At 68.8% G+C, this 21956-nt stretch carries 13 protein-coding genes, 1 tRNA gene and 1 pseudogene; 6 read left to right on the top strand and 9 right to left on the bottom strand.

The genetic code is table 11. The annotated features are described in order from the left end of the window. Positions 1–1845, bottom strand: a 1845-nt coding sequence (locus tag ACWD3I_RS47060) for an NB-ARC domain-containing protein (protein ID WP_451084414.1), incomplete at its 3' end; no start/stop codon positions are given. 303 nt (positions 1846–2148) lie between these two features. Here ACWD3I_RS47060 and ACWD3I_RS47055 point away from each other — a divergent pair. Further along, positions 2149–4365, top strand: a complete 2217-nt coding sequence (locus ACWD3I_RS47055) for an NACHT domain-containing protein (RefSeq protein WP_365407855.1) — start codon at positions 2149–2151, stop codon at positions 4363–4365. Positions 4366–4425: 60 nt separating this feature from the next. Here the strand turns inward: ACWD3I_RS47055 and ACWD3I_RS47050 are convergent, their stop codons facing one another. The 5 genes from ACWD3I_RS47050 to ACWD3I_RS47030 all read right to left on the bottom strand — a co-directional run bounded on the left by ACWD3I_RS47050 (position 4426) and on the right by ACWD3I_RS47030 (position 11331). Next, on the bottom strand, positions 4426–4656 hold the full coding sequence (locus tag ACWD3I_RS47050; protein WP_365407858.1) for an XRE family transcriptional regulator: 231 nt from the start codon (positions 4654–4656) through the stop codon (positions 4426–4428). Positions 4657–4897: 241 nt separating this feature from the next. Then, entirely contained in the window at positions 4898–8608 is a 3711-nt protein-coding gene (locus ACWD3I_RS47045) for a hypothetical protein (RefSeq protein WP_365407860.1), read from the bottom strand. Between the two features lie 1395 nt (positions 8609–10003). After that, positions 10004–10585 carry a hypothetical protein gene (locus ACWD3I_RS47040; RefSeq protein ID WP_365407866.1) on the bottom strand — a complete coding sequence of 194 codons (582 nt, stop codon included), beginning with the start codon at positions 10583–10585 and terminating at the stop codon, positions 10004–10006. Positions 10586–10691: 106 nt separating this feature from the next. Then, positions 10692–11000 carry a hypothetical protein gene (locus ACWD3I_RS47035; protein WP_365407869.1) on the bottom strand — a complete coding sequence of 103 codons (309 nt, stop codon included), beginning with the start codon at positions 10998–11000 and terminating at the stop codon, positions 10692–10694. A gap of 255 nt (positions 11001–11255) precedes the next feature. Further along, positions 11256–11331: transfer RNA gene (locus tag ACWD3I_RS47030), tRNA-Ala, on the bottom strand. Between the two features lie 411 nt (positions 11332–11742). On the opposite strand from ACWD3I_RS47030, the gene ACWD3I_RS47025 reads away from it, so the two are divergent. The 3 genes from ACWD3I_RS47025 (at position 11743) to ACWD3I_RS47015 (ending at position 14928) form a co-directional block, all read left to right on the top strand. Beyond that, positions 11743–12432 (top strand): hypothetical protein, encoded by a 690-nt coding sequence (locus tag ACWD3I_RS47025; protein WP_365407871.1) that lies wholly within the window; start codon positions 11743–11745, stop codon positions 12430–12432. Between the two features lie 469 nt (positions 12433–12901). Next, entirely contained in the window at positions 12902–13903 is a 1002-nt protein-coding gene (locus ACWD3I_RS47020; RefSeq protein WP_365407873.1) for an ATP-dependent DNA ligase, read from the top strand. Positions 13904–14265: 362 nt separating this feature from the next. Continuing rightward, entirely contained in the window at positions 14266–14928 is a 663-nt protein-coding gene (locus ACWD3I_RS47015; protein ID WP_365407876.1) for a hypothetical protein, read from the top strand. 1326 nt (positions 14929–16254) lie between these two features. Here the strand turns inward: ACWD3I_RS47015 and ACWD3I_RS47010 are convergent. Together ACWD3I_RS47010 and ACWD3I_RS47005 are read right to left on the bottom strand one after the other, a co-directional pair. Further along, positions 16255–16698, bottom strand: coding sequence for a hypothetical protein (locus ACWD3I_RS47010; protein ID WP_365407879.1), 444 nt, complete (start codon positions 16696–16698; stop codon positions 16255–16257). 76 nt (positions 16699–16774) lie between these two features. Then, positions 16775–18175 carry a group II intron reverse transcriptase gene (locus ACWD3I_RS47005; protein WP_365407888.1) on the bottom strand — a complete coding sequence of 467 codons (1401 nt, stop codon included), beginning with the start codon at positions 18173–18175 and terminating at the stop codon, positions 16775–16777. On the opposite strand from ACWD3I_RS47005, the gene ACWD3I_RS47000 reads away from it, so the two are divergent. Both ACWD3I_RS47000 and ACWD3I_RS46995 read left to right on the top strand, forming a co-directional pair. After that, positions 18091–18462, top strand: coding sequence for a DUF5372 family protein (locus ACWD3I_RS47000; protein WP_451084418.1), 372 nt, complete (start codon positions 18091–18093; stop codon positions 18460–18462). The genes ACWD3I_RS47005 and ACWD3I_RS47000 overlap by 85 nt on opposite strands. A 139-nt stretch (positions 18463–18601) precedes the next feature. After that, complete coding sequence (locus ACWD3I_RS46995; protein ID WP_365407882.1) at positions 18602–21340, top strand: recombinase family protein; 2739 nt, start codon at positions 18602–18604, stop codon at positions 21338–21340. 3 nt (positions 21341–21343) lie between these two features. Here ACWD3I_RS46995 and ACWD3I_RS46990 read toward each other — a convergent pair. Further along, a pseudogene (locus tag ACWD3I_RS46990) lies at positions 21344–21709 on the bottom strand (reverse transcriptase N-terminal domain-containing protein); the annotation flags it as partial. Positions 21710–21956 lie beyond the last annotated feature (247 nt).

The raw sequence follows: 21956 nt of genomic DNA, 5'->3' as shown, positions 1-21956 counted from the left end.
GGTCTGGCCGGTGACCGGGTCCCAGATCCGCACGGCCCCGCCGTCGCTGCCGGTGGCCAGACGCGTCCCATCCGGGCTGAACGCCACCGCAGACACGATGCCGGTGTGGCCGGTGAGGATGCGGAGCAGAGCGGGGTCGGGCAGGTCGGGAGGCGGCCAGTGGTTGATGAGGGCAGGTGTGTCGGGGGGAAGCGGGTTGGTGGGCCAGTGCGGGACGTTGGTGATGCGGCTGCGCAGGATCGCGTCGAGTGCGTGGGCTGGTTCGGTGGGGGTTAAAAGGTGGGCGGCCTGGGCGAGTTGGCGGGCCAGGCCGCGGGTGGGAGGGCCGATGCGATCGAGGTCGCGCCAAGGTGCGGTGGGGCCGCGCTGGTGTAGTCGGGCCCTCACCCAGCAGAAGTCCTCCGCGAGGTGGTGGGCCTGGGGTGCGCGGTCGGCGTCCAGGAGGTGCTCAATGAGGTGATCCAGCAGGTAGCCGTGCTGAACCTGCCACCAGGGCAGTCGGCCGTTCTCGGTCGTGTGCAGGTCGTCGGCGAGGGCGTCGAGCAGTGCGCGGTTGGCGGTTCGGCAGCCGTCTTCGCCCAGTTCGTTCCGTAGGTAGTCGCGGACGACATCGTGCAGGGTGATAGCGCCGCCGGTCACGGTAGTGTCGAGGCCAAGCAACGACAGATCGGCCATCTGTTTGCACAGCGAGCGGGCAGCCGTCTCGTCGAGGCCGCCAGCGGCTTCCCAGAGCATGGCCACCAGTGCAATCGGGATGCTCTCATCTTCGGCGAAAATGCCCAGTTCACTGAATCGCTGCTCGGCATGTTCGCGTTGCAGAAGGGTGGTGGCGGCGCGGATGCTCGCCCGGACCGCAGTATTTCGCTGGACAGGGTCGCCAAGGTCGAGTGCGGTGTGGTCCGTGTCCTGGAATGCCGGCCCGGCGGTACTGAGGCGTTCCAGCAGAGTCCCGGCTGCGGCGGTCGCATCCGCCCCGGTGCTGGCCTGGTCGGCGATGAACGTGTTGGCGATGCTCAGCAGCAGCGGCCACCGCCCGGCCGCCTTGACGAGCCGCTCCACCACCCCCCGTTCAGGCAGGGTGGCAAGGCCATGGGTGAGTAGCCGACGGGCCTGCTCCGCCGTCATACGGTCCACTTCGATCCGGACTGCGGCCGCGGGCAGCGTGTTCGGACGGCGGGTGGTCACCAACCGCACGCAGACCTGCTCTGCGCCCTGAAGGAACGGCGTGAGCTGCTCGGGCTCCCACACGTCATCGATGATCAGTAAGGTGCGCCGCCGCTGCGCGAGCAGGGCGCCGAGGTGGGCGCCGGCGCGCTCAGGGTCCGAGCCCGTCTCGGTCGTGTCACCGGTGATCACACGGGTCTCTTCCGCGACTTTCGCGGCGACGGCGGCCCGACCGCGCACGTCACGGCCGATGGTGATCAGGTGCACACCGCCGGGAAACCGTCGCTGCACCGATCGTTGCGCGGCCACGTACTTCGCCAGGGTGGTCTTCCCGAACCCGCCAGCACCGTGCAGCCCAGTCGTGATCGCCACCGGAGCGCCGGACCACCCTGTCCGCGACCGCTGGCGCACCGCTTTAATCACGTCGTCGGCTTCGTCCCGGTCGACCCACCGCTGCGGCACCGGAGGCGGCGCTGGCCGCCGAACTGAATGCGCAGGCCCCGAGGGGCTGGTCCTCAGCGTAACCACCAGTGCGGCCAGCCCCGCAGCGGAGCCGAATACGCTGGCCACCGGGTCGGCCTCACCCCAGCCGTCGCTCAGCGCCGTCACCACCAGCCACACCCCGGCCGCCACGCACACCGCGATCGCCGCCCGGACTCCCCACCGGACCCGCATCCCCATAAACAGGCATCATGCCCCTGCCCGGAGAGCCCTGACAGCATCTTCGCGGAAGCCACGGGTCGTACCGCCTGCCTGCTGTCTCAGTTCGGCCTCAGGAGCAACCTCGCCCACGACTGGCACAGCAGCGTGAGGCGGCCTTCGCGGCGGCGATCTTCACAAAACAGGGCCAACTCAAGACGTCTCGGTGGCCCCAATGGAGCCTCCGTAGCCACCCAGGCGAGGCATCGCGTCTCAGGCACGACCGATTCCCTCGACTCGATCGGCGTAGCGACACCCAAGCCGGAGCTACGCCATGCTGTGAAGATGGCGGGAATCGGGGGACGCAGGAACCGACGCCGATGGATTGGGCTGTGCTCGTTCGCCCTGCTCCTATTGACGGTGAGCCTGGCGTACGTCGGTGCTCAACTTCGCCGCGGCGCCTTGGATCCTTCCGGCACGGCGGGCCTGCTCGGTTTGCCCGTTGGCTTGCTGGCCCTCGTGGTGTCCGTCGTCGCGCTGCGGAAGCCCCCCGAGGGGGCGTTGGCAGATCTGGCTCGAGGCTGGGCCGCGACACTCGCGAAGCAGGTGCATGAGGAAGCGACAGCACAGCGGCGGCAGCTGCTGGGCGACGACACCGAGCCAATAAATCTGGCGTTCGCTCGTCGCTCCGCTGTAGGCCGCAGCGCGGTGACACCAGCCGACCGTGGAACTCTGCTCGGCGAAGCAGACGGCGTCCCGGACGTGGCGGCGTATTACCTCAGAACGCATCCGCAACGGATGGTGATCACGGGTGCTGCCGGCGCCGGCAAAACCGTTCTAGCCGTGGAGTTAATGCTGGCCCTCATCGACGTACGTGGTGAGGACGACCCGGTGCCGGTGCGGTTATCGCCAGCTGAGTGGAATACACAGGTCTCACTGCGGGATTGGGTGATTCGGCATTTGGTGGAGGCGTATGACTGGCCTGCCAACATGGCCACTGAGCTCGTCCGGCAGCATCGTGTCCTGCCGGTCCTGGACGGGCTGGACGAGATGGACCCCACATGCTCCGACGGAACCCCCATGCCCGACGCACCCCGCGCGCGGGCTGCTCTGGAAGCTCTAAACGCCCATCAGCATGGCCGTAGCGCCGCACCCCTGGTACTGACCTGCAGAGCGGCCCACTACGAAGCCCTCGCGGGGCCGGTGCGATTGCTGGACGCCGTACGCATCGACATCGCCCCCGTCTCCGCATCTGACGCCCACGCCTACTTGCATCGGCGCGCTACCGAACCCGCGCGCTGGCAGCCTCTCTTCGCCGCGCTGCGCAGCGACCCGCACGGCACGCTGGCCGCCACACTGGCCACACCCTGGCGGCTGTGTCTGGCCGCCACCGTCTACGGCCGCGACGGTGATCCCGCCGAACTACTCGACTTCGCTACCCCCGGCGATCTCCACTCCCATCTGCTGGCTCGTTTCGTACCGGCTGCCACTGCGCTCCACCCGAACCGTTATGCCGCGGCTGACGTGCATCGCTGGCTTGCTCTTCTCGCCCGCCACCTGACCGTCCCCGCACCGGGGTTGCCAGCTGTGCCTGGCACGCGTACCGATCTCGTCCTACACCAACTCTGGCCGCTGGCCGGCCCACGTCTGGTACGCGCCGCCGACGCCTTTCTCACCGCGCTCATCGTCCTGACGCCTCTCGCTCTGGCCTGGCCTACTTCCATACCCACCGGGGTTGGACTGGCCGTGGCAGGCATCGCGGCCGCGGCGGGCATGGGTGCAGCACGGGCGCAGGTGGATCCGCCGAAACGCGTCGACTGGCGCCACCTGCGCACCCCGGCCGGACGCCGTCGGCTCATGTCCGGCCTTGCCTTCGGACTCATATTTGGCCTGACGGTCATCCCCGCGCTTGCGATTGCGTCGCTAGCCGCGTTCGAAGGCCTGGCCCTCGATATTCTGCCCTTCGCCGCACTCGTCGGAGGCGTTTTCGGGCTTGCAGCCGGCCTCGTCTTCGGGCTGGTGGCCGGGCTCGTGGGCGAGCCGACAACAACCGCCAATCCGCGCAGCCTGATCCGCAGCGACCTGGCGTCCGGCCTTGTGTACGGGTTCGCGTTCGGACTCACCTTCGGACTCGCACTGGGGCTCGTGATAGGCGCCACGGCCGGGGTCGCGGTCGGGCTCGGGTCCGGCCTCGGAGCCGGGCTCGCGATCGGTATCGGTATCGGTGTCGGAGCGGGCGTGAGCAGGCTTGCCCCTGCTTTCGAGACCGGGACGGCGATCCTGGTGGGCCTTGGGCTCGGGCTTGTACTCGCTGCCACGGTCATCATCGCAGCCAAGCGCGGACTCAGGTTTACGGGCGGAGGGTCCTCAGGACGCAGGTACCTGATCTTCATACTGTGCTCAAGCACGAAGCTGCCGCGACGACTGGGACCCTTCCTGGACTGGGCATGCGAAGCAGGCATGATGCGTCTGGCTGGCCCTGCCTATCAATTCCGCCACCGAGAACTACAGGAGTGGCTGGTCATTGAGCAGCCGTCTGCCCTACCCTCTGTGCCTGAGTAGATGCCCTTTAGCAGGCCGCGTATCGGAATCCACGACGAGGACTCGCGCCGAACTCGTCAACTATCCAACGTCGTCGAGTGGCCAGACCATCGTCTCCAACACCTCTTCGAGGTTGGCCACGGTGAGCAGGTCCGGCCACACCCAGCCGCGCCGAACGCTGGTGATCCACTGCCGATTCACACCACTGAGCTCCGCCAGCGCCTTCGCGCTGAGGTCCATACCAACCACGGCCTCTTGCAGCGTGCGGGAGCCGTGCTGCATCACGCGGGCAGGAAGGTAGTCCTCCAGCACCGCGTTGCGCCACTCCCCCGAAATCACGTACTCGCATGGCGACTTGGTACGTCTCGTCCTTCCAGGCGCCGACCCAGTATGTCCCCCTCAGGCTCGGCAGACGGGCGGAGCGGCAATCCGTAGGCCCCTGGACGACCAGCCGTGAGCCAGCGTCGGTGGGCGCCTCGGGGGCACACAACGCAAGCCATAAGAGACACTCAACGGGGCGGCCCCGGGGACCGGAGGGTGGACACGACGTCAACTACCCCGCAGCGGCCGCAGGGAGAGCCAGAAAGTCAACCAGCGGCAGACCCTCCGCGGCGCGCTCGCGGCACCGCCCGCACCGCGCCTCAACCGGGTACACACCCCGGCAGCCCCGGCACGCCACCGCCCCCTCCGCCCGGCGCTGCTCCTCAGCCCGACGTTCACGCCGATCCCGGATCCGAGCGCGCGCACGGACCCGCGCAGCCTCCTTGCGGGACTCTTCCGCCCGCTCCTCCCACCGTTCCAGAGCCCTGCGCGCAGCGGCCCGGCGACGGGCCTCTTCCCCTCCGCGCGGCAGCACGGGAAGCGCGTTCGCGTCCTGGCCGTCCCTGCTGTCCCACTGCCGGGCGCGGCGTGCTTTGCGCACGGCAGCCATGACGTCCTTCTCAGACCGGAGCGCCTCGGGGGCGAGATCGACCATGCGTAGGGCTTCCATGCCGTCGGCGGTCGCCACGATCAGCCCAGACGCATCCCGGGCAAGGAACCCAGCTCCCCACAGGAGGCGCACACGCTCGGCCTTGACCAGCTTGCCCCTGCGTCCCGCCGCCCCCAGCGCACGGAACTTCCCTCCGCTCTCGGGGACCAGGTGACTGGCTGCCGCTTTACGGACCACGTCCGCGAACTCGCGCGACCATCCGAGACCGTCCACCACACGCGCCGCCTCGCGCGCCTCAAGGTCGGCAACCACGCCGCCAGGCACGTTCACGGGCGCGGCCTCGATCGCCAGCCGCATGGGGGCGGCAGGAAGCGCGAGCCGCACCGGCTCAGTCTCGGCTCCCGTCGCAGCACGCCGAACAGGCGCAGACCTGTCCTCGTCCCACTCTCCGAACCGCTCCCACCCGGCGGCCACCAGCGCCGTATCGGCGTCAGTGTCGGTGAGCGACCCCACCCTGAGTGCCGCCACGCTGGCCGTCGTCGCAACATGCTCCGCCGCGCTCACATGCTCATCACGCGGCCCGCTGACATGGACCCACAAAGCCGCCGCGCCCGCGTTGAACATGTACACACGCAACGGTGCGGCGTCGACCGGTGCCAGGGCATCGTCACCAGGTGCCTGCGGAGGAAGCTCTCCGCCTTCGGCCTCCTCGTTTTCGTCGTCGGCCCGCAGGATCGCGAGCGTCTGCGGCCGCTGCCGCTCATCCCGCTCGATCTGGTCGGTCGCTGCAGGCATCGCGTGCACCCGTGCCTCTTCCGAACGGTGGTCGTCGTACGCCTCCACCGCCTCACGGGCAATCACCAGAGCAGGAAGGATCTCGGCGCGCACCATCGCCGCAGCGCCTGCGATGCCTTCGGCCTCAGCCGCCCGCGACATGAGCGGCTGCACATCCGCCGTCGCCGACTCGGCAGCCTCCCGCGCATACGGGTTGCCGTGCGGAACATTCCCGCGCTCCATGCGATCCACCGACCACACCCGCGTCACCGCATCCCGCTGTACCTGGCACTCCGCCATGACAGCCGCGTACGCCTCCGCCTCGGCCGGGGGGTCATCGGGGTGCGGCTCCTCCGTTACGACCGCACCGGTGCCGGCCACGACCACGTCCACCACCGTGGCGAACCCTGTCACGGGAAACCCGTCGTCGTGGGAGGTGACCAGCACACCCCGCCGCCAGACGGTCGGGCCGTCCTCCGGGGCAAGTCCCGCCCCGTCGAGGGCCGCCGCAATGTCCCAGTCGGTCACGTTCGCCAGGTCGGGGGCCTGCTCGCCACGGAGCCCGCGCACCCGGACCGGCACGTACCCGCCATGCACCGCACCACAGGCGCACACCAGTCGCATGACCACGCCGGGCATCTGGTGAAACGCGATCACCTCAGCCGTAGCGGGGATCGGACGCTCCCCGGCGTCCAGGGTGGCGCACTCGGCCTGCCGGCGCACGGTGACATCGTGCGCCTCCTCGATGGCCTGCCCATCCCACTGGCGGCACTCCTCGGCCGCCGCCTCCGCCACCTTCGCGAGGTCTTCCATACGCGCGCACTCGCTGATGTAGTCCGCCAGGTGCCCGGCCTCGCGGTAGGTCTGCGCCGCGTCGGCAACGTGCGCGGCGGACCGTCCAGCACGCGCGGCCTCGCCGTACGCCTCCTGACACCACGTGAGGAACTGCCAGCCCTCGTGTCCCTCTCCGGCCTTGCGGCACGCTGCCTCGGCAACCTCCACCGACTTGCCCGCCAGGCGGACGGCGCCCACGGTTCGGGCGTGCGCATCCTCGAACCGGCGGGCAGCCGCCGCCCATTCCTTGGCCGCGATGCCGGACGCCTCGCGCTCGGCGCGCGCCGTCTGGGCGCCCTGGCGCCCCGTCTCGTCCGCCTCGCTGCGCGTTTCGGCGCGCTCCCCGGCGTGCCGGGCATCCCAGTGCAGGGCGGCCTCGAAGTCCTTCACGCCCTGGTACGCGGCCTGCGCCGTCTGGAGTGCCTCCCATTCGGCCGGGGCGTGCTCGGCCAGCTGGTTCGGCTCTCCGTAGGAGATGTGCGGATACTTCGACCAGTCCGCCAGCGCCTTGCGGTCGTTGCCCGTGTCGAACCCCTGGGGGTTCTTCTGCACGGCCGCCGCCGCCTCACGCAGACGTTCAGCGCCGCGCCCCTCGATGTGCGCGGCCACGGCCAGCGTGAACGCTACGGCCGCGGTGTCGACGCGATCCCCGGCCATGAGTGCCGCCTTCGTGAACCTGGACGGGAACGACACCCGGTCATGCGTGTTCCGGCTCGCCTTCCATGCGTCGTACTGCGCCACGAACGACAGCTCGGCGTCGCCGTTGGCCGCGTGCGCCTGACCCTGGTAGTCGGTGTAACCGTCGAAATATCCACACCAGTCGCGGGCCGCATCCTCGAACATGACGATCAGGCCCGCGTATCCACGCGCCGTCGGCCCACGGCCGGACTCGGCCAGCCGGGCACGCCACGCCGCCTCCTGCGCGTTCAGCCGTTCCTGGGCCTCAGTGATGATCGGCGCGGCGAGCGCTTCCCGCTCCGCGCGGGCGGCCGCGTCGGCGATGCGCTCGGCGGCCTCCTTGACGTGCTGCGCAGCAAGCACGACCACTCGGCGCCACGAAGCGCACCCGCGAGCGTCGGCGCCGTCCGTCTCCGCCAGCCATGCCCGGGCGGCCGTGACGGCGTCGACCGCCGACCGCTCAGAGTCTCGCGCTTCCGAGTACGCAGCGGACGCGAGTGCGACGGCGCGCTCGCCCTCGGGGGTGGAGCCGTCCAGGGTGTTGAACGCGTCCCGCGCGTCCGCGAAGGCGACCGAGACCTTAGACACGGCGCCGTCCATCTGGCGCACCCATTCCGCTGCGTCGCGGCCCCAGACCGTCCGCCCGGTGTTCTCGTGCTCACGGTTCACCGGGCGCGTGCCCTTGACGGCCTCCCGTACGGCCTTGAATCCGTCGCTGGAGGCGGAGCCCAGGTATGAGCCCTTGTCTTCCGACCACGCGCACAGGTGCTCTCGCTCCTCCACTCCCGCGCGCACCATCTCAAGTCCGGTAATCACGACGACACGTGCCCAGGTGCGACCGGTCCAACGGCGCTCCGCGCGCACGTCCCAACCACGCTCCACCGCTTCCTGCGCGATCAGCCCGGCGTTACGCGGCATGCCCGCCAGTACCTCAGCCCCGTCCGGGCCGGATACTGCCTGGGCATCGCTCAGCTGGTGCTCAACAACGGGCGCCTGGAGCGCATCGTGGCTGGTAGTAACGACTGACATGATCACTTCCGCTTCCAAGAAGGGGGAGAGGCTGAGAGTCGGGGAAGTACGCGTCCGACTGGCCGGGGCAACGGGGTGCCCGACCCAGGACACCTCGAACGACTCTTAAGACTATACATCATGAAAGATGTAGGCAAGTCTTAAGAGGCGAATGATTGGCAGGGGAAGCTACGGCGAGCGCCGGGGGGCACGCCGTACGACACAGCCGGCTGTGGCCGGGTCACTGGTGGCCCGGGCCCGCGCGGATCCGACACCTGATCCTGCCCGGCCTGCGGGGCGCGAAGCAGCAGCCCTGGGCTGAGCCGGCGCGGGCCCGGTGCACCGCCTTACGGCCTCACCGCGGCGCGGGGCGGGTGACGGGCAGCAGGCCGGACCCGTTCCACGACGTACCGAGACCCACTCCTCCCCCGGCTCGGCAGCCGGCCACGTGCAGCGCTCACGGCGGACAACACTGACCCGGACGGTTCATCGTTTCGAGATGGGATGAAGCATGCCGCTCGTCAGCTTCGACGCGGTGATGCCACTGTGGCTGCCCTTGACCATTGAGGTCCTCGCCGCGATCAGCCACGTCCGCCAGCAGGCGGAACAACGCCTGGACGGAACGCGCCTCCCCCGTCTTCTGACCGTGGCGAGGACTGCTCCTGGCCGTACCGTTCGCCTGGCAGGCTGTCCTGCACAGCTCGGACCACCTGAGCGATCACCTGTTCGCGGTGTTCCTGGCCATGGGCACCGGGATGTCACCAGCAACGCGCGCGATGGCTGCTCGGCCCTCGGCGGTGATGCGGAAGAGGTGGGGATGTCCTCGGTGCTCACCGCCCGGGTCAGCGGTCCCGTGACTGTGGCCGCAGTCGTCGAGCGAGTCAGCGAGACTGAGTTCCTCGAGAGCAACCTCGTCCACGGGCGTCAGCCACGCCGTCCCGCCCGAGGGCAGTTCGACGCGGGGCAGGATGCTTCCCCTAGGGTGCTCCGCTGCGGCCCGGAGGAAAGCGAGGCGCTTCGGGGTCAGGCGCGGCACCGGGTCGTACCGGGCACTGCCGGCACGCTTCATTTCGGATGAGTCCTCTCCGTCTGGCGGAATGCCGAGGTCCTGGCGGTGCCGCCTGGCCGACGTGCGCTGAGGCCGGGACACCGACCGGACAGGTCCCCCGATACAGACGTCCCCTTGCGCCACTCCGCCACTCCGCCACTCCGCCACTCACAACGTGGGCATCCCCGATGACAACGTCCCCGCCGATCACGGGCGCACAGCCGTCGAAGTGGAACCCGGGCGGACTCCGGTGACGGCTCGGCACGTCGAAGTGAACTGTCCGACCGGGCCACGGAGTTGCGCCAGGCACGATCCGTCTACGCGCACCGAATGCGCCTCGCTGACAGGTCCGCGCTTCGGGCCTGCGGCAACTCAGCCTGCGGGGTCTATGCGGACAACGACGGACGCGCGGCACAGTAAGGGCGCAGCAGTCGCGCGCCGAAACCCTTCTTGGAGTCGTCGGAGTCCCAGTCCCAGTACCGAGGGGATCCGGACGGCGCCAGGATGAGACAGTAGGCGCCCCATTCCGCGTCCCTGTCAGGATCCGTCAGGTCATCGGGCAGCATGTCGAACACTGCGCCAGCCGCCCGCAGCCGGCGCATCGCGCTCCACAGCGCCCGCGCCTCATCGCCGACCGTTCCGCCCACGATGTCGGTCATGCCAGCCAGGACCGCTTCCGACTCCGGGTTGCCGAAGTCAACGAGGAACCGCCCGTCGGCGTCCCTAATGCTGTGGAGGAAGAGATTGTCGTCGAGGTCACCGTCGAGATCGTCGTCGGTCTCGAACACAAGGTAGGCGGCGCCCAGGACGCGTGCCGTGAGGGCATCGGCGACGGCACGGGCGAATCCGCGGGCGGCTTCGCGCTGGACCCGCACAGCGGCCGTCCACTCCACCAACGTGGCAGCAGGGACGGCGCCATCGGACATCGGAGAGGAAGCAACACCAGCGGCGGACAGGTTGACGTACAAGAGGTTCTCCTCGATCGGATCAGGCACACAGCGGGCGTTCGCCACGGCTCAGGCTCGAACAGTGGGCGGGGACCACGCTCACGCCAGTCAGGGCAGGCGGGGGCGGCTACCACCAGACGTGGACGAGGTACTCGCCACAGGCGATGACACCGCTACACGCGAGGTCGTTCATGACCGAAGCCAGGTGGGGCTCGGGCCCGCCCGCGCGCCACGCGGCAATCTCTTCGGCTTCATGCGGATTCTGGGGGACGTTTTCCTCCCACTCGTCCCATGCCTCGACGAGGTGGTATGAGCCATTGGACACGCCGAGCGCCTGAATCACGCCGTACTCCAAGCCGTAGTGCCTGCGGATGAGGCATTGAAGGGCTGCGAGTTCGATCTGGCGGTGGGCGACGGTTTCCACCGGCAAGCTCATGTGCGGGCCTTTCCCCGGTAGTTCGCAAGACGGACGGCAATCCAAGTTCGGCCGCCGACCCGGCGGCGGGTCAGGGCCTGCAGACCATCAGGCGAGCGCTCCCTATCACCTTGCCGCTGGCACGTCGTGGACGGACGGGAGAGCGTCCCCTCCTCTTCAACCTGGCCAGGGATCAACTGGCCAGGCCCATTCAGCGTGCTGGTACACGCCCTCTCAACGGGGACTGTGCCTCTGGAGGGGCGCGCACCAACACTTCGCGGTCCGAGGGGACTTGAACCCCTGGCCTTCCCCCGGCGTGGGGGACGCTCTACCAGCTGAGCTACGAAGCTGCCGGAGAGCGCGGATCGGCCGCCCCACGCTTTCCGGCGCCAGAGGGCCAACCGAACCTCATTGACTCTTATGACTATACATCAAGAGAGGTGAGGCCGCGAGCCTTGAGCGGCAGAAGCGGGTGACGGCGCGACAGCCGCAGGGTTCACCCTCCTGTCAGACCGAGCAAGGCCCCCCCGACAGTCGGCGAACCCGGGCCGGCGCTGGAGGTGTAGCGCGGTGCGCGCACCGGGGAGGCCTGCACGGCCCTCGGCGCCGACGCCCGCTCGAGTGACTCTCCGTCTCGCATACGCGCGCGCCGATCTAACCGAATAATCCCAATCATACCGTTTCATATAGGTATTGACAGATATTCAACTATCCGCCATCTTCTGTTTCGGTATATCGGGACGAACGAGCGAGAGGTGTCTCCATGGCACGAGTACGACTGGCCGAGTACGACGAGACCCAGGCCACCAAGCGCCTGCGAGTACCCGCAGCCGCCTTCCGGTGGGCGCGGCACACCGGACTCGTCCCCGCCCCGGACGCATCGAACTGGCAGTGGTCACGGGCCGCCGTGGAGGCGCTGGACGCCGACGCGATCCGCGCCGCCCTGCCCTCCCCGCCCATCCCGGGCGGCGTGGCGGCGGACCGGATCGCCGACACCCTCGGCACCCCGAACACGCCCGGCGAGAAGGCGATCGTGCCGTCGTTCGTCGTCCGCCGGTTCATCGGGCGAGGACTGCTCACCGAGCTGAGCGCGAACCCAGACGGCTCGCTGCTCCACCCCGACCAGGTCGCACAGGTCTGCCGCCGCGAGGACCTGGCCGACCTCGTCGCTGCCGACACCCCTCTGGGCCCCGACCAGGCAGCCGCACGGCTCCAGGTCCGCAGGGCCGAGTTCGACTGGATGCTGCGCCTGGGCTGGATCAAACCCGCCGAAACGATCGAGGTCCGTTTCGGCACCTCCCGGGCCGGAGCCGTCGACGTCCCTCTCTACACCACCCAGTCCGTCGCTGCCCTGGCCGCACGCACCGACATCGACTGGGAACAGCTGCGCACCGTCCCCAAAGGCCGGCGCTCCCCCCTCGCGGCACTCGTCCGGCAGACCACCACCGCGTGACACCAACCCGCTACGGTCGTTGAACAGGACCGCGGAGCAAGGGACAAGCCTCCGGGGACCGACCGGACCCCGGAGGCTACGTCGCCCCAGCGCCACACCGCACACCGGTCCTCGGCCGGGGCTGCGAGCAGCACGACGAGGCACCGAGGCAGCACCCCAGCGGGCAGCGGCACGCACGAGCGCGCGGGGCTCCGCCGGCAGCGGCAGTACCCGGCTGTACATCGGGGCAGTGGTGGGCGTGCGCGTCAGTTCGGCACCGACGGCGATGCCAGACCGCTGTACCGGCGCCCTGACGGGTAGCACGAAACAGGTCCGGCAATACGGTCCGAGACCGCCATCACCCCATCGACGACGCGCACCGCAGCGTCCTCGCCGGTCGGCACGAACGCCGTTCGGTGCAGCTCAGCGCGCACAGGCGCCACGGACGGCGTAGATGTGAAGCGTGGTCCTAACTCCTCCATTCGTGCCGATGCTCGCCGAAGCCCGCCGGGAACTACCCCCGGACGGAGCCTTCCCCGGAGAAATGATCATGGAACAGAAGTGGGACGGGTACCGCGCGATCGTCTTCGCCCGTCCCGGCCACGTCATGATCCAGTCGAGGAACGGAGCAGACCTGACCAGCGCGTTCCCGGAGATCGCCACCGCGGCCGCCGCCCTCGAAGAGCCCATGGTCCTGGATGGTGAACTGGTCGTACTCCACCAGGGCCGGTTGCACTTCGGCGCCCTGCAGAGCCGGGCACGCCGCCGCGGCCGCAGCGCCCTGGACGCCGCCACCGAACTCCCCGCCTACCTCGGAGTGTTCGACCTCCTTGAGCACGCGGGCACCGAACTCCTCGCCCGCCCCTACCGCGAGCGCCGCGCACACCTGGAGGACCTCGTCGCCCGTGACATCCTCCTCGCCCCCTTCACCTTGATTCCCGCCACCAAGGAGCGGGCCACGGCACTGGAGTGGATGGACCCCTCGTGGAGCGCGGTCGGCGTGGAAGGCTGCCTGGTCAAGGGGCTTGACCAGGCCTATCAGCCAGGCTCTCGCGGCTGGATCAAGGTCCGCTCGCACATCACGTCCGAGGCCGTCATCGGCGGTGTCACCGGGACCGCGGCCGGGCCGCTCACCCTGCTCCTGGCTCGCTACGACGAGGCCGGGGACCTCCGCCTCATCGCCCGCAGCACCCCGCTGACCACCGTCGTACGACGCGACCTCGGATCGCGGTTGCACCCCGACGACGCGGGTCATCCCTGGCACGGCCGCCGCTTCAGCGCCGGCTGGGGAACGAGAGGCGAGCTCCAATTCCAGCCGGTGCGGCCCGAGTTGGTTGCCGAATTCCTCGCGGACACTGCTGTAGATGACGGCCGGTACCGACACCCCGTCCGATTCCTTCGCCTGCGCGAGGAGATGAACCCCCGGGACGTTCCGAGACTCGCTGAACCCGACAGGTCCCCAGGAAGGGGAGAAGCTCCACCACACCCCTGAGCAGGCTGATCCGCCCAGCTCACGCTGTTGCACCCGATTCAACTCCGTAGCCGACCGCGCCCGTTGATCCGGGGCTGCGTGCGCCCACCGCCGCTACTTGGTGCCGCCTCCGCCCCAGGGAGGCCACCGCCTGCGGCCTGCCGACGCGCTCCCGCTCCCGCTGGCAGGGGGCCGACGCTGCTCTCCTCCTGGGCCGGCCTGGCCGAGCACCGCGGCTTGTACGGCCGGCCAGTCCTGCGTGGGCCACCCCTCGCCGGATTAGCTGCGTCAGAACCTCGTGACGTAAGTCGGGGCGACGCAGCTGCCATCGAAAGCAAGGAAGCCGCCCTACGCGACCGCCGAGCCCTGAGAGGATTGGTCCCATGAGTGCCCACGGCGGTCAGGAACTGGACTGCAGCCGCGATGACGTCGTAGTCGCTTACCGGTGGCTTCCTCAACGTCACGCCACTGAGGAGACGGTTCCTGAGCGGGAGCTCTGGCACGCGGCCACCGAGCTGGAGTTCCGTACATTCCGCGAGCACGGCCGTCGGGTGAACTGGGGACGAGACCGCCTCCTCGACGGTGTCTTCTACGACTTCCCTGACCCCCAGACGTTGCCCGCCCAAGAGCGCAAAGCCGCGCTCGGCCTGTTGCCCAAACAGCAGCCGTGGCCCTGGCTACGCTCGCGAATGCGTCTGATGCGCAGCCGGGTGACAACCCGCCCCGACCATCCTGTGGACCTGTTCGCCGCCCTGTACCGCGTGAACCACCAGATCAGGGAGGACCAAGCGGCCTACTTCGTCAGGAGGCTGCGGCTGCTCTCCGAGGAGATCGAACGCCGCGAGAGCGACCCGGATCGTCTCCAGGCCGGACCGTACGGGTTCTACATGCACGACGGCCTGGACGACGAGCACGCCGACAACACCACCTTGCGCGACCTGCTGAGGGTCGTCCGCGAGCGTGGCCCCGCCGTCGGCGTCGTCACGGACAGAACCACGCTCCTGGCAGACAGCCAGTGGTCAAGGTCCAGAAATTCGAGCCTTTGATTACAAGGTTCTGACACAGCTAATCCGTTCCAGGGAACCCAGGCGAGGACGAGTCTGCGGACCTCATCGGCTCCGGTCGCACGGAGCCGGAGCGCGACGTGTTGAAGTTGCGAGCCGCTGATGAACCGAGGACGTCGACACCGAAGCTCCGGTCTGGCCCGCATCGCCGACGTCGAACCCAATCTCACCCAGGGCCGCGCGCTCCTCACCACCGAGCACGAGGAAGTGGAGGCCGGAGGCACCATCGGCTGGGCTCCCGCCCGGCTTCCAACGCCGGGCGGGAGAAGAACGGGTCCCTTCCGGTAGAACCTCAGCACGAAGGGGCCCGCAGCGCCTTCCAGACATGAAAGGTGCGAGGCGCCCATCATTCCCCAACCACCCACCGCACACCCCCACTTCGGCCGCAGCCTCCGATACCAGAGCACCCTGCCGGACCAACCCCCGGTACTCGGACCTGCTGCTGCTCAGGGAAGGCCTCCAGTGCGGCGTCGACGCAGTTCACGCGTCGACTCGTTGTGCCACACGTTGCAGTCGTCGCATCCGCAGCCCAGCCGCCACAGGGGCGACGGCGTGAATTTCGAGTGGTCCAACGGCGGCAGTTCCGTCGGCTGGGCCGCATAAGTCAGGGCCTGTCCCGTCCAGCCGATGCGGCTGCGACCGACAGGCGCCTGGCAGATATCCGCTGGTGTGAAGGGCGTTGATGCTCGACCCCGCCATGTCCAGCATGGCTGCCCCGTACAGGTGAGCGCGTCGAACGAAGGCGCCTGCACGTGACGAAACCCCGCCTCGGCGGGGCTCGTGGAAGCAGACCTGGCCAGTTGATGAGGATCTGTGAATTCGGCCAGGGCTACTCGTCGCCCCACTTGATCCGCTGCTCAACGGAGTGGGGAGCCGCCCCGTGTCGACGGTCTCGTATTTCCCCATGTGGAACTCCTCGTAATTGGCCATGGGGACGGCGGAGTCGGCGTCGTCGTGGCCATGGGGAGGACGGGGGCGCGTCGTCGTCCCCACGGCGCCAGGGTTCCCGGGCCGCCCGATAACCCGCCGGTCGTTAGGGCTGGTCAGGACTGTCCAGGGTGGCCGCAGGCCAGCGCGGAGCGCCGCCGAAGGCGCCCTTGACCGGCCGGACCAGCCCCACACTCAGCAGTCGGGCGGCCCGTCACCGGCCTCGGCCGAGGTGGGGAATTTCGCGGTGCTGAAGGTGCTGTTGATGGGGAATTGCGCGACCGCTCACACCCCGGAGATATCAGTGCATGGATTACCTGTAGAGCGTTCAGTGTGCTGAACGCTTCGTGGTGCCGCCCGGTCTCGGGCAGGTGATGGGTGTCAGCGTTTGATGCGGCTGCGGACGGCGAGGGCAGCGAGGGCGAGCAGGGCGGGTTCCAGGAGGCGGGAGGCCATCTCGATGTAGGTGCCAGCAGCGGTGAGGTTCTGTCCGGAGGAGCGGAAGACCACGGAGTTGACCACGACGCGGGTGGCCTTTTCTGCCCGGTTGGCGGTCAGGCGCTGGCGCCAGGGGCCGGACAGGTGCGGGGCGGGGCTGGCGGTGTTCAGGGTGATCTTGCCGTGGGTGAGGGTGCCGGTGGTGGCCGGCTCGGGGTCATGGGTGGGCAGGCCCCACAGCATCAGTGTCAGCACAGTGGTGGCCATCGCGGTGAGCAGCCAGGCCAGGGCGCGGGAGGCGCGTAGTCCGTAGCCGGACAGCAGCCAGTACGCCCACAGAAGGCCGCGTTCGCCGGGTGTGGTGCTGGTGTGGTCGTGGCGGCGCATCTGTCGGGTAGGCCCCGTCCCTCTCGGGACGAGGCCCCCCTCAGAACCGTGCGTGCCACTCGTCGCGGCACACGGCTCAAGCAGACCCCTTGGGCAGCTCGTGATTCTGCATTTGACCGTAGTCATGGGACGCGTGGTGCCTCCGGTGACAGTCGGAGTGGACCAGGGCTTGGTTGGACGCTTGATCCGATCCGCCGCGTGAGCGGTAGATCAGATGATGCTTGTGAATCGTTCGGTAGCTGGCATGAAACCAGTTGGCCCAGTCGCGGACTGAGTCCGGTTCGTATGTCGCTCCGTCGATCAGGTCAAGTCCGCAGAGCGGACAGAGTCCCTTCTGCCTGGCTGCGAGATTGACGGCGAACTTGCCGTCCGCCTGCGGGTGTTTCCGCTTGCGCGTTCGCTCCCGCCAGTACTCCGCCAGTTCCGGGTCGTCCTTGGACGCAGCACCCTTGACCATCACGTGGCGTTGGATGCTCGTCCATCCGAACTTGCCCATAAAGGCACCGGTCTCCGTGTCGCCGAAGACCCAGTTGTCCTGCCGGGTTGGATTGAAGCGGCCGAAGTACGCGCTCTTGACCCAGCTGCGCGACTTCTGTGCATGCCGTCTCTTCGCCCACCTGTACTCCCGCTTATAGAGCCACCAATCCAGCTTGTTGAACGTCTCACTGGATACGGCGCTTCGGTAGTAGGTAGCCCATCCCTTGATCAGAGGGTTCACATTGCGGATCAGATCCGTTGTTTTGACCGCTGCCATGCGCTGACACCGGTCAGTGATCTCCCTCTTGACCTTCTGCACCGCTGCCTTACTGGGCTTGATCAGGAGCTGCTCGCCGTACCTCCTGACGTTGAAACCGAGGAAGTCGAAGCCCTCCGACGTGTGGACCACTTGGGTCTTTTCGTCGTTGAAGGTCAGCCCTCTCGGCTCCAGCCAGGCGGTGAGCTTCTCCTTGATCTGCCACGCTTCCGCCTCCGTCGCGCACATGACGACGAAATCATCGGCGTAGCGGACCAGCGTCGGGATATTTCTCCGCGACCTCTGCAGTTGCGTGAGGCTCGGGTCGTATCCGGCAGCGATTTCCATGCCATGGAGTGCGATGTTGAGCAGCAGAGGGCTGATTACCCCGCCTTGCGGCGCCCCCTCCTCGGTGGGAGCGAACCTGCCGTTCTCCATCACCCCGGCCTTCAGCCATCCTCTGACTTCCCGGCAGGCCGGGAAGTCGCCGATGGCCTCCAGTAAGCGGTCATGGTCGATGCGGTCGAACGCGCTGGACAGGTCAGCATCCAGGATCCAGAGCTTCTTGGCGCCCTTGCGGGCCAGTGTCTGGAAGATCGCGCCGATCGCGTCATGGCACCCTCGTCCGGGTCGGAAACCGTAGCTTCGCCCTTCGAAGCGTGCCTCCCATTCCGGCTCCAGGGCGTTTTTCACCCTGGCCTGCTCCACTCGGTCCCGGATCGTGGGGACGGAGGCGGCATACAGCCACTTCTCCCAGGCCGCATTCGGGTTTGTTGGAGGTGACGCACCCCTTCCATCCTCTGGCTGGGCGTCGGGTCGAGGTTCTGTACTCGATGAAGCGGGGTGGCCGGCGGATGTTCGTGGTCGACACCGGGGCCGGGGCGAGGATGACGCTGCCGGTCGAGTGGACCGACCGTGGACCGGCGGCCCTGGATGCGCGGGTCTCGCAAGAGGCGCTCGTCGAGCTGCGCGCACTTCTGGACGCGTTGGGCACGCATTGCGCTGACCAGGCAGAAGGCGGAGAGTCCTGATGGGACGCCAACGTGATGTGGGCGACCGCCGGCGGCCGGGAGCGAGGCCCGATGAGTATCGAGGGCTGGCGCCGCGCGGACGCCGTGATGACGGTCGCGAACATGATCGAGGCGTCACTGCGGGCAGGAGGTGGCCGACGTGAACGGCGAGGGGAAGGTAACCGCCTCGCACCGCTCCCGGCTGGCCATCATCTACCTGAGGCAGTCGACGATGCTGCAGGTCCGCGACCACACGGAGTCGACCACCAGGCAGTACGCGCTGGTGGACCTGGCTGCCGCACTGGGCTGGACGCCGGAGAACATCCTGGTCATCGACAGGGACCTGGGCGTCTCGGGCCGGTTCGGCACCGAACGCGGAGGCTTCCGCGACGTCGTGGCGAAGGTGTGCCTGGCCGAGGCGGGGGCCGTGTTCGGCCTGGAGGTCTCGCGCCTGGCCCGGTCCTCGGCGGACATCGCCCGGCTGCTGGAACTCGCCCGGCTGACCGACACTCTCGTCGTCGACAGCGACGCCGTCTACGATCTTGCGGACTTCAACGACCGCTTGCTGCTCGGTCTCAAGGGCAGCATGTCGGAGGCCGAGACCCACCTGCTCAACGGCCGCCTCCAGGGCGCCAAGCTGACTGCCGCGGCCCGTGGTGACCTGCGGGTTCCGCTGCCGGTCGGGCTGGAGTACGACGAGGACGGCCACGTCGTCCTCGACGCTGACGAGGAGGTCCGCGCCGCGGTCGGCGACGTGTTCGCCGAGTTCGCCCGCACCGGTTCCGCCTACGGCACGGTCGCCGCGTTCGTCGGCCGCACCTTCCCGCTGCGCGCCTACGGAGGTGTGTGGGACGGCAAGCTCCGGTGGGGCAAGCTCACCCACGGCCGCGTACTCGGCGTGCTCACCAACCCTGCCTACGCTGGCACTTACGTCTATGGCCGGCACCGCACCCAGCGCACGGTTCGTCCGGACGGCACCGTCAGTACGACCAACCCGCGTGTTCCGCGCGCCGACTGGCGGATCGTGCTGCCCGGTCACCACCAGGGGTACATCACCTGGCAGCAGTTCCTGGACATCGAGGCGAAGCTCACCGCGAACTGCACCCACAGTGGTGCCCGGCCACCACGCGAGGGTGAGCCGCTGTGTCAGGGCGTGATCAGCTGCGGGTCCTGCGGCTGCCGGATCGGCACCCGCTACCAGGGCTCCCACCACCGGGCTTACTACGACTGCATGGGGCACCGGGACGCCGCCCGCACCACCTCCTGCCGCTCGATCGCGGCCAGCATCGTGGACACGGCGGTCGCCGGCCTGCTGCTGGCCACGCTGACCACCGAGCAGATCACCCTCGCCCTGGACGCCGCCGAACAGGTCACCCAGCGCCACACCCGTGCCCATCACGTCGCCGAACTCGCCGCCGAGCGCGCCCGCTACGAATCCGACCGCGCCGAGCGGGCCTTCGGGCAGGTCGAACCGGAAAACCGCCTGGTCGCACGGACCCTGGAGAGCCGCTGGGAGACGAAACTGGCCGCGCTCATCGAGGCAGAGGCCGCCCTGGTCGCCACCCGTGACGCGCGCCCGCCGCTGCCCGGCCGGGCCGAACTGGAAACGCTCGCCGCCGACCTGCCCCGGCTCTGGGACGATCCGGCCACCAGCGCCAAGGACCGCAAACGCCTGATGCGCACCCTGATCAGCGACATCACCGTGCTGCCCGACGATGAGTCGGGCCAGGCCCGCATCGGGGTGCGCTGGCATACCGGCGCCACCGACCTGATCACCACCACACGCAGCCAGGCACCCCGCACCCCGGCCGCCGCCGTCGAGCTGATCACCCGGCTCGGCCCGGTACTGACCGACGAGGAACTCGCCACCGAGCTGGCCGCCGCCCGCCTGCTGACCGGCCACCGCCGCCCCTTCGACGTCAAGGCGGTGCGCTGGGCCCGGCATGCTTACAAGATCCCGGCACCGCGCACGGTCCCGTTCCACGACGGCGAGATCGGCATCGAGGACGTGGCCCGCATCCTGGCCGTCAGCTACGGCGCGGCCTACTACTGGATCACCCACCAGCGGCTGCCGGCCCGTCAGGACCGCACCGGACGCTGGTGCGTGCCCTGGACGACGGAGACCGAGGCTGACTGCCGCCGACGGATCGCCCGCTCCGGACACCTCAACCCCGCAGGCCCCGGCGCCCGAACCATCCCCGACGCCGCCCGGCACAGCGAGATCTCCGTCCAGGACGCGGCTGGCCGCCTGGGCGTTCACGACTACGACGTCTACTACTGGATCCGCACCAAACGCCTGCCCACCCGCCGCACCGACACCGGCCGTGTCGCCATCCCCTGGAACGACACCGTCGAGGCCGGCTGCCGCGACTGGCTCGCCCACCCCAAGCAGTTCCTCCGCACCGGCACGGGCAGCCGTCCGCTGCCGGCTGCCACCCGCGACGAGGGCGAACTCAGCATCCAGCAGGCCGCTGTCCGACTCGGGGTGCTGCCCGCGGCCGTCGCCTACCAGATCCGCGCTGGTCACCTACAGGCCCGCCACGGCCCCACCGGCCGGGTCATCATCCCCTGGAACGATCAGGTGGAATCCGACATCCGTACCCGGCTGCAGCGGCCCAAGCATCCCGGCCCCACCGGCCTCGGAAGTCACCCGCTGCCCGACACGACCCTGGAGCGAGGCGAGTTGAGTATCCAGCAGATCGCCACACGGCTCAGCATCCGCCCCGGAGCCCTCTACTACAGCATCGCCCGCGGTCGCCTGGACACCCACCGAGGCAAGGGCGGCCGCCTCAGCATCCCCTGGACCAGCGACAACGAGACCGTCTGCCGCCAACTTGCCATTCAGACAAGGGCCCACACTCCACAAACCCAAACCATCACCACCGGAGGCGCAGTATGAAACCACCGTCGGGATGCCTAGTGGTCGCTTCTTGCCGTTCGCCTTTGGGATGTGCACTCGCCGCACCGGTAGTGGCCTAAACCGCGGCTCCTCGGTCAACTCTCGCAGGAGTTGACCTCGTTGCCGTTCGTCGACCACGACCGCCCCGTCGACACCGGGAGTGCGGCGTCCTGCGCTGAGTTGGGTCACTCTGCGGATCGAAACGATCGTGTTGCTTCGTGACCTCAGCATCAGCTTCTGCAGATTTCTGACCCTCTTCGGGTCTTCTTCACGTGCCGCCTTGAAGATCCGCTGCCTCAGTCGCCGCACGTCCGCCTCCGCCTTGGCCCAGTTGGTCCTGCGCCACTGCTCGGCGTCGCTCAGGGCCATCGTCACGTCGGCTGTCTCAGTTTCCGTCGAAACGGTCACGTCCACCACCTCCGCGTCCACTCCGGTCTCCTGACTTTCGGTCTCATTGCGTTGGCATCCTCAAAGGTCCACCAGGCCCGCGTCAGCTCGCTTTCGCGCCCAGCCAATTGGCCGGTATCCGCCGGGTTATAGGCGGCGGCTGAGGTGCCGTCGTCCGCCCTTTCCCCTGGGCTTTCGCCCCAGCGGCCTTTGCTTCTCGGGCCTTCCT

It is taken from the genome of Streptomyces sp. NPDC002817, from assembly GCF_053592055.1.
Note: the sequence above shows the minus strand (reverse complement) of the source record. Positions and strands in the feature narration are given on the sequence as shown.

What these genes read in the sequence shown, in the direction of transcription:
- ACWD3I_RS47055 (WP_365407855.1), top strand. Translation starts at nt 2,149, where the DNA reads ATGGCGGGAATCGGGGGACGCAGGAACCGACGCCGATGGATTGGGCTG.
- ACWD3I_RS47035 (WP_365407869.1), bottom strand. Translation starts at nt 11,000, where the DNA reads ATGAGCTTGCCGGTGGAAACCGTCGCCCACCGCCAGATCGAACTCGCA.
- ACWD3I_RS47025 (WP_365407871.1), top strand. Translation starts at nt 11,743, where the DNA reads ATGGCACGAGTACGACTGGCCGAGTACGACGAGACCCAGGCCACCAAG.
- ACWD3I_RS47020 (WP_365407873.1), top strand. Translation starts at nt 12,902, where the DNA reads ATGCTCGCCGAAGCCCGCCGGGAACTACCCCCGGACGGAGCCTTCCCC.
- ACWD3I_RS47015 (WP_365407876.1), top strand. Translation starts at nt 14,266, where the DNA reads ATGAGTGCCCACGGCGGTCAGGAACTGGACTGCAGCCGCGATGACGTC.
- ACWD3I_RS47010 (WP_365407879.1), bottom strand. Translation starts at nt 16,698, where the DNA reads ATGCGCCGCCACGACCACACCAGCACCACACCCGGCGAACGCGGCCTT.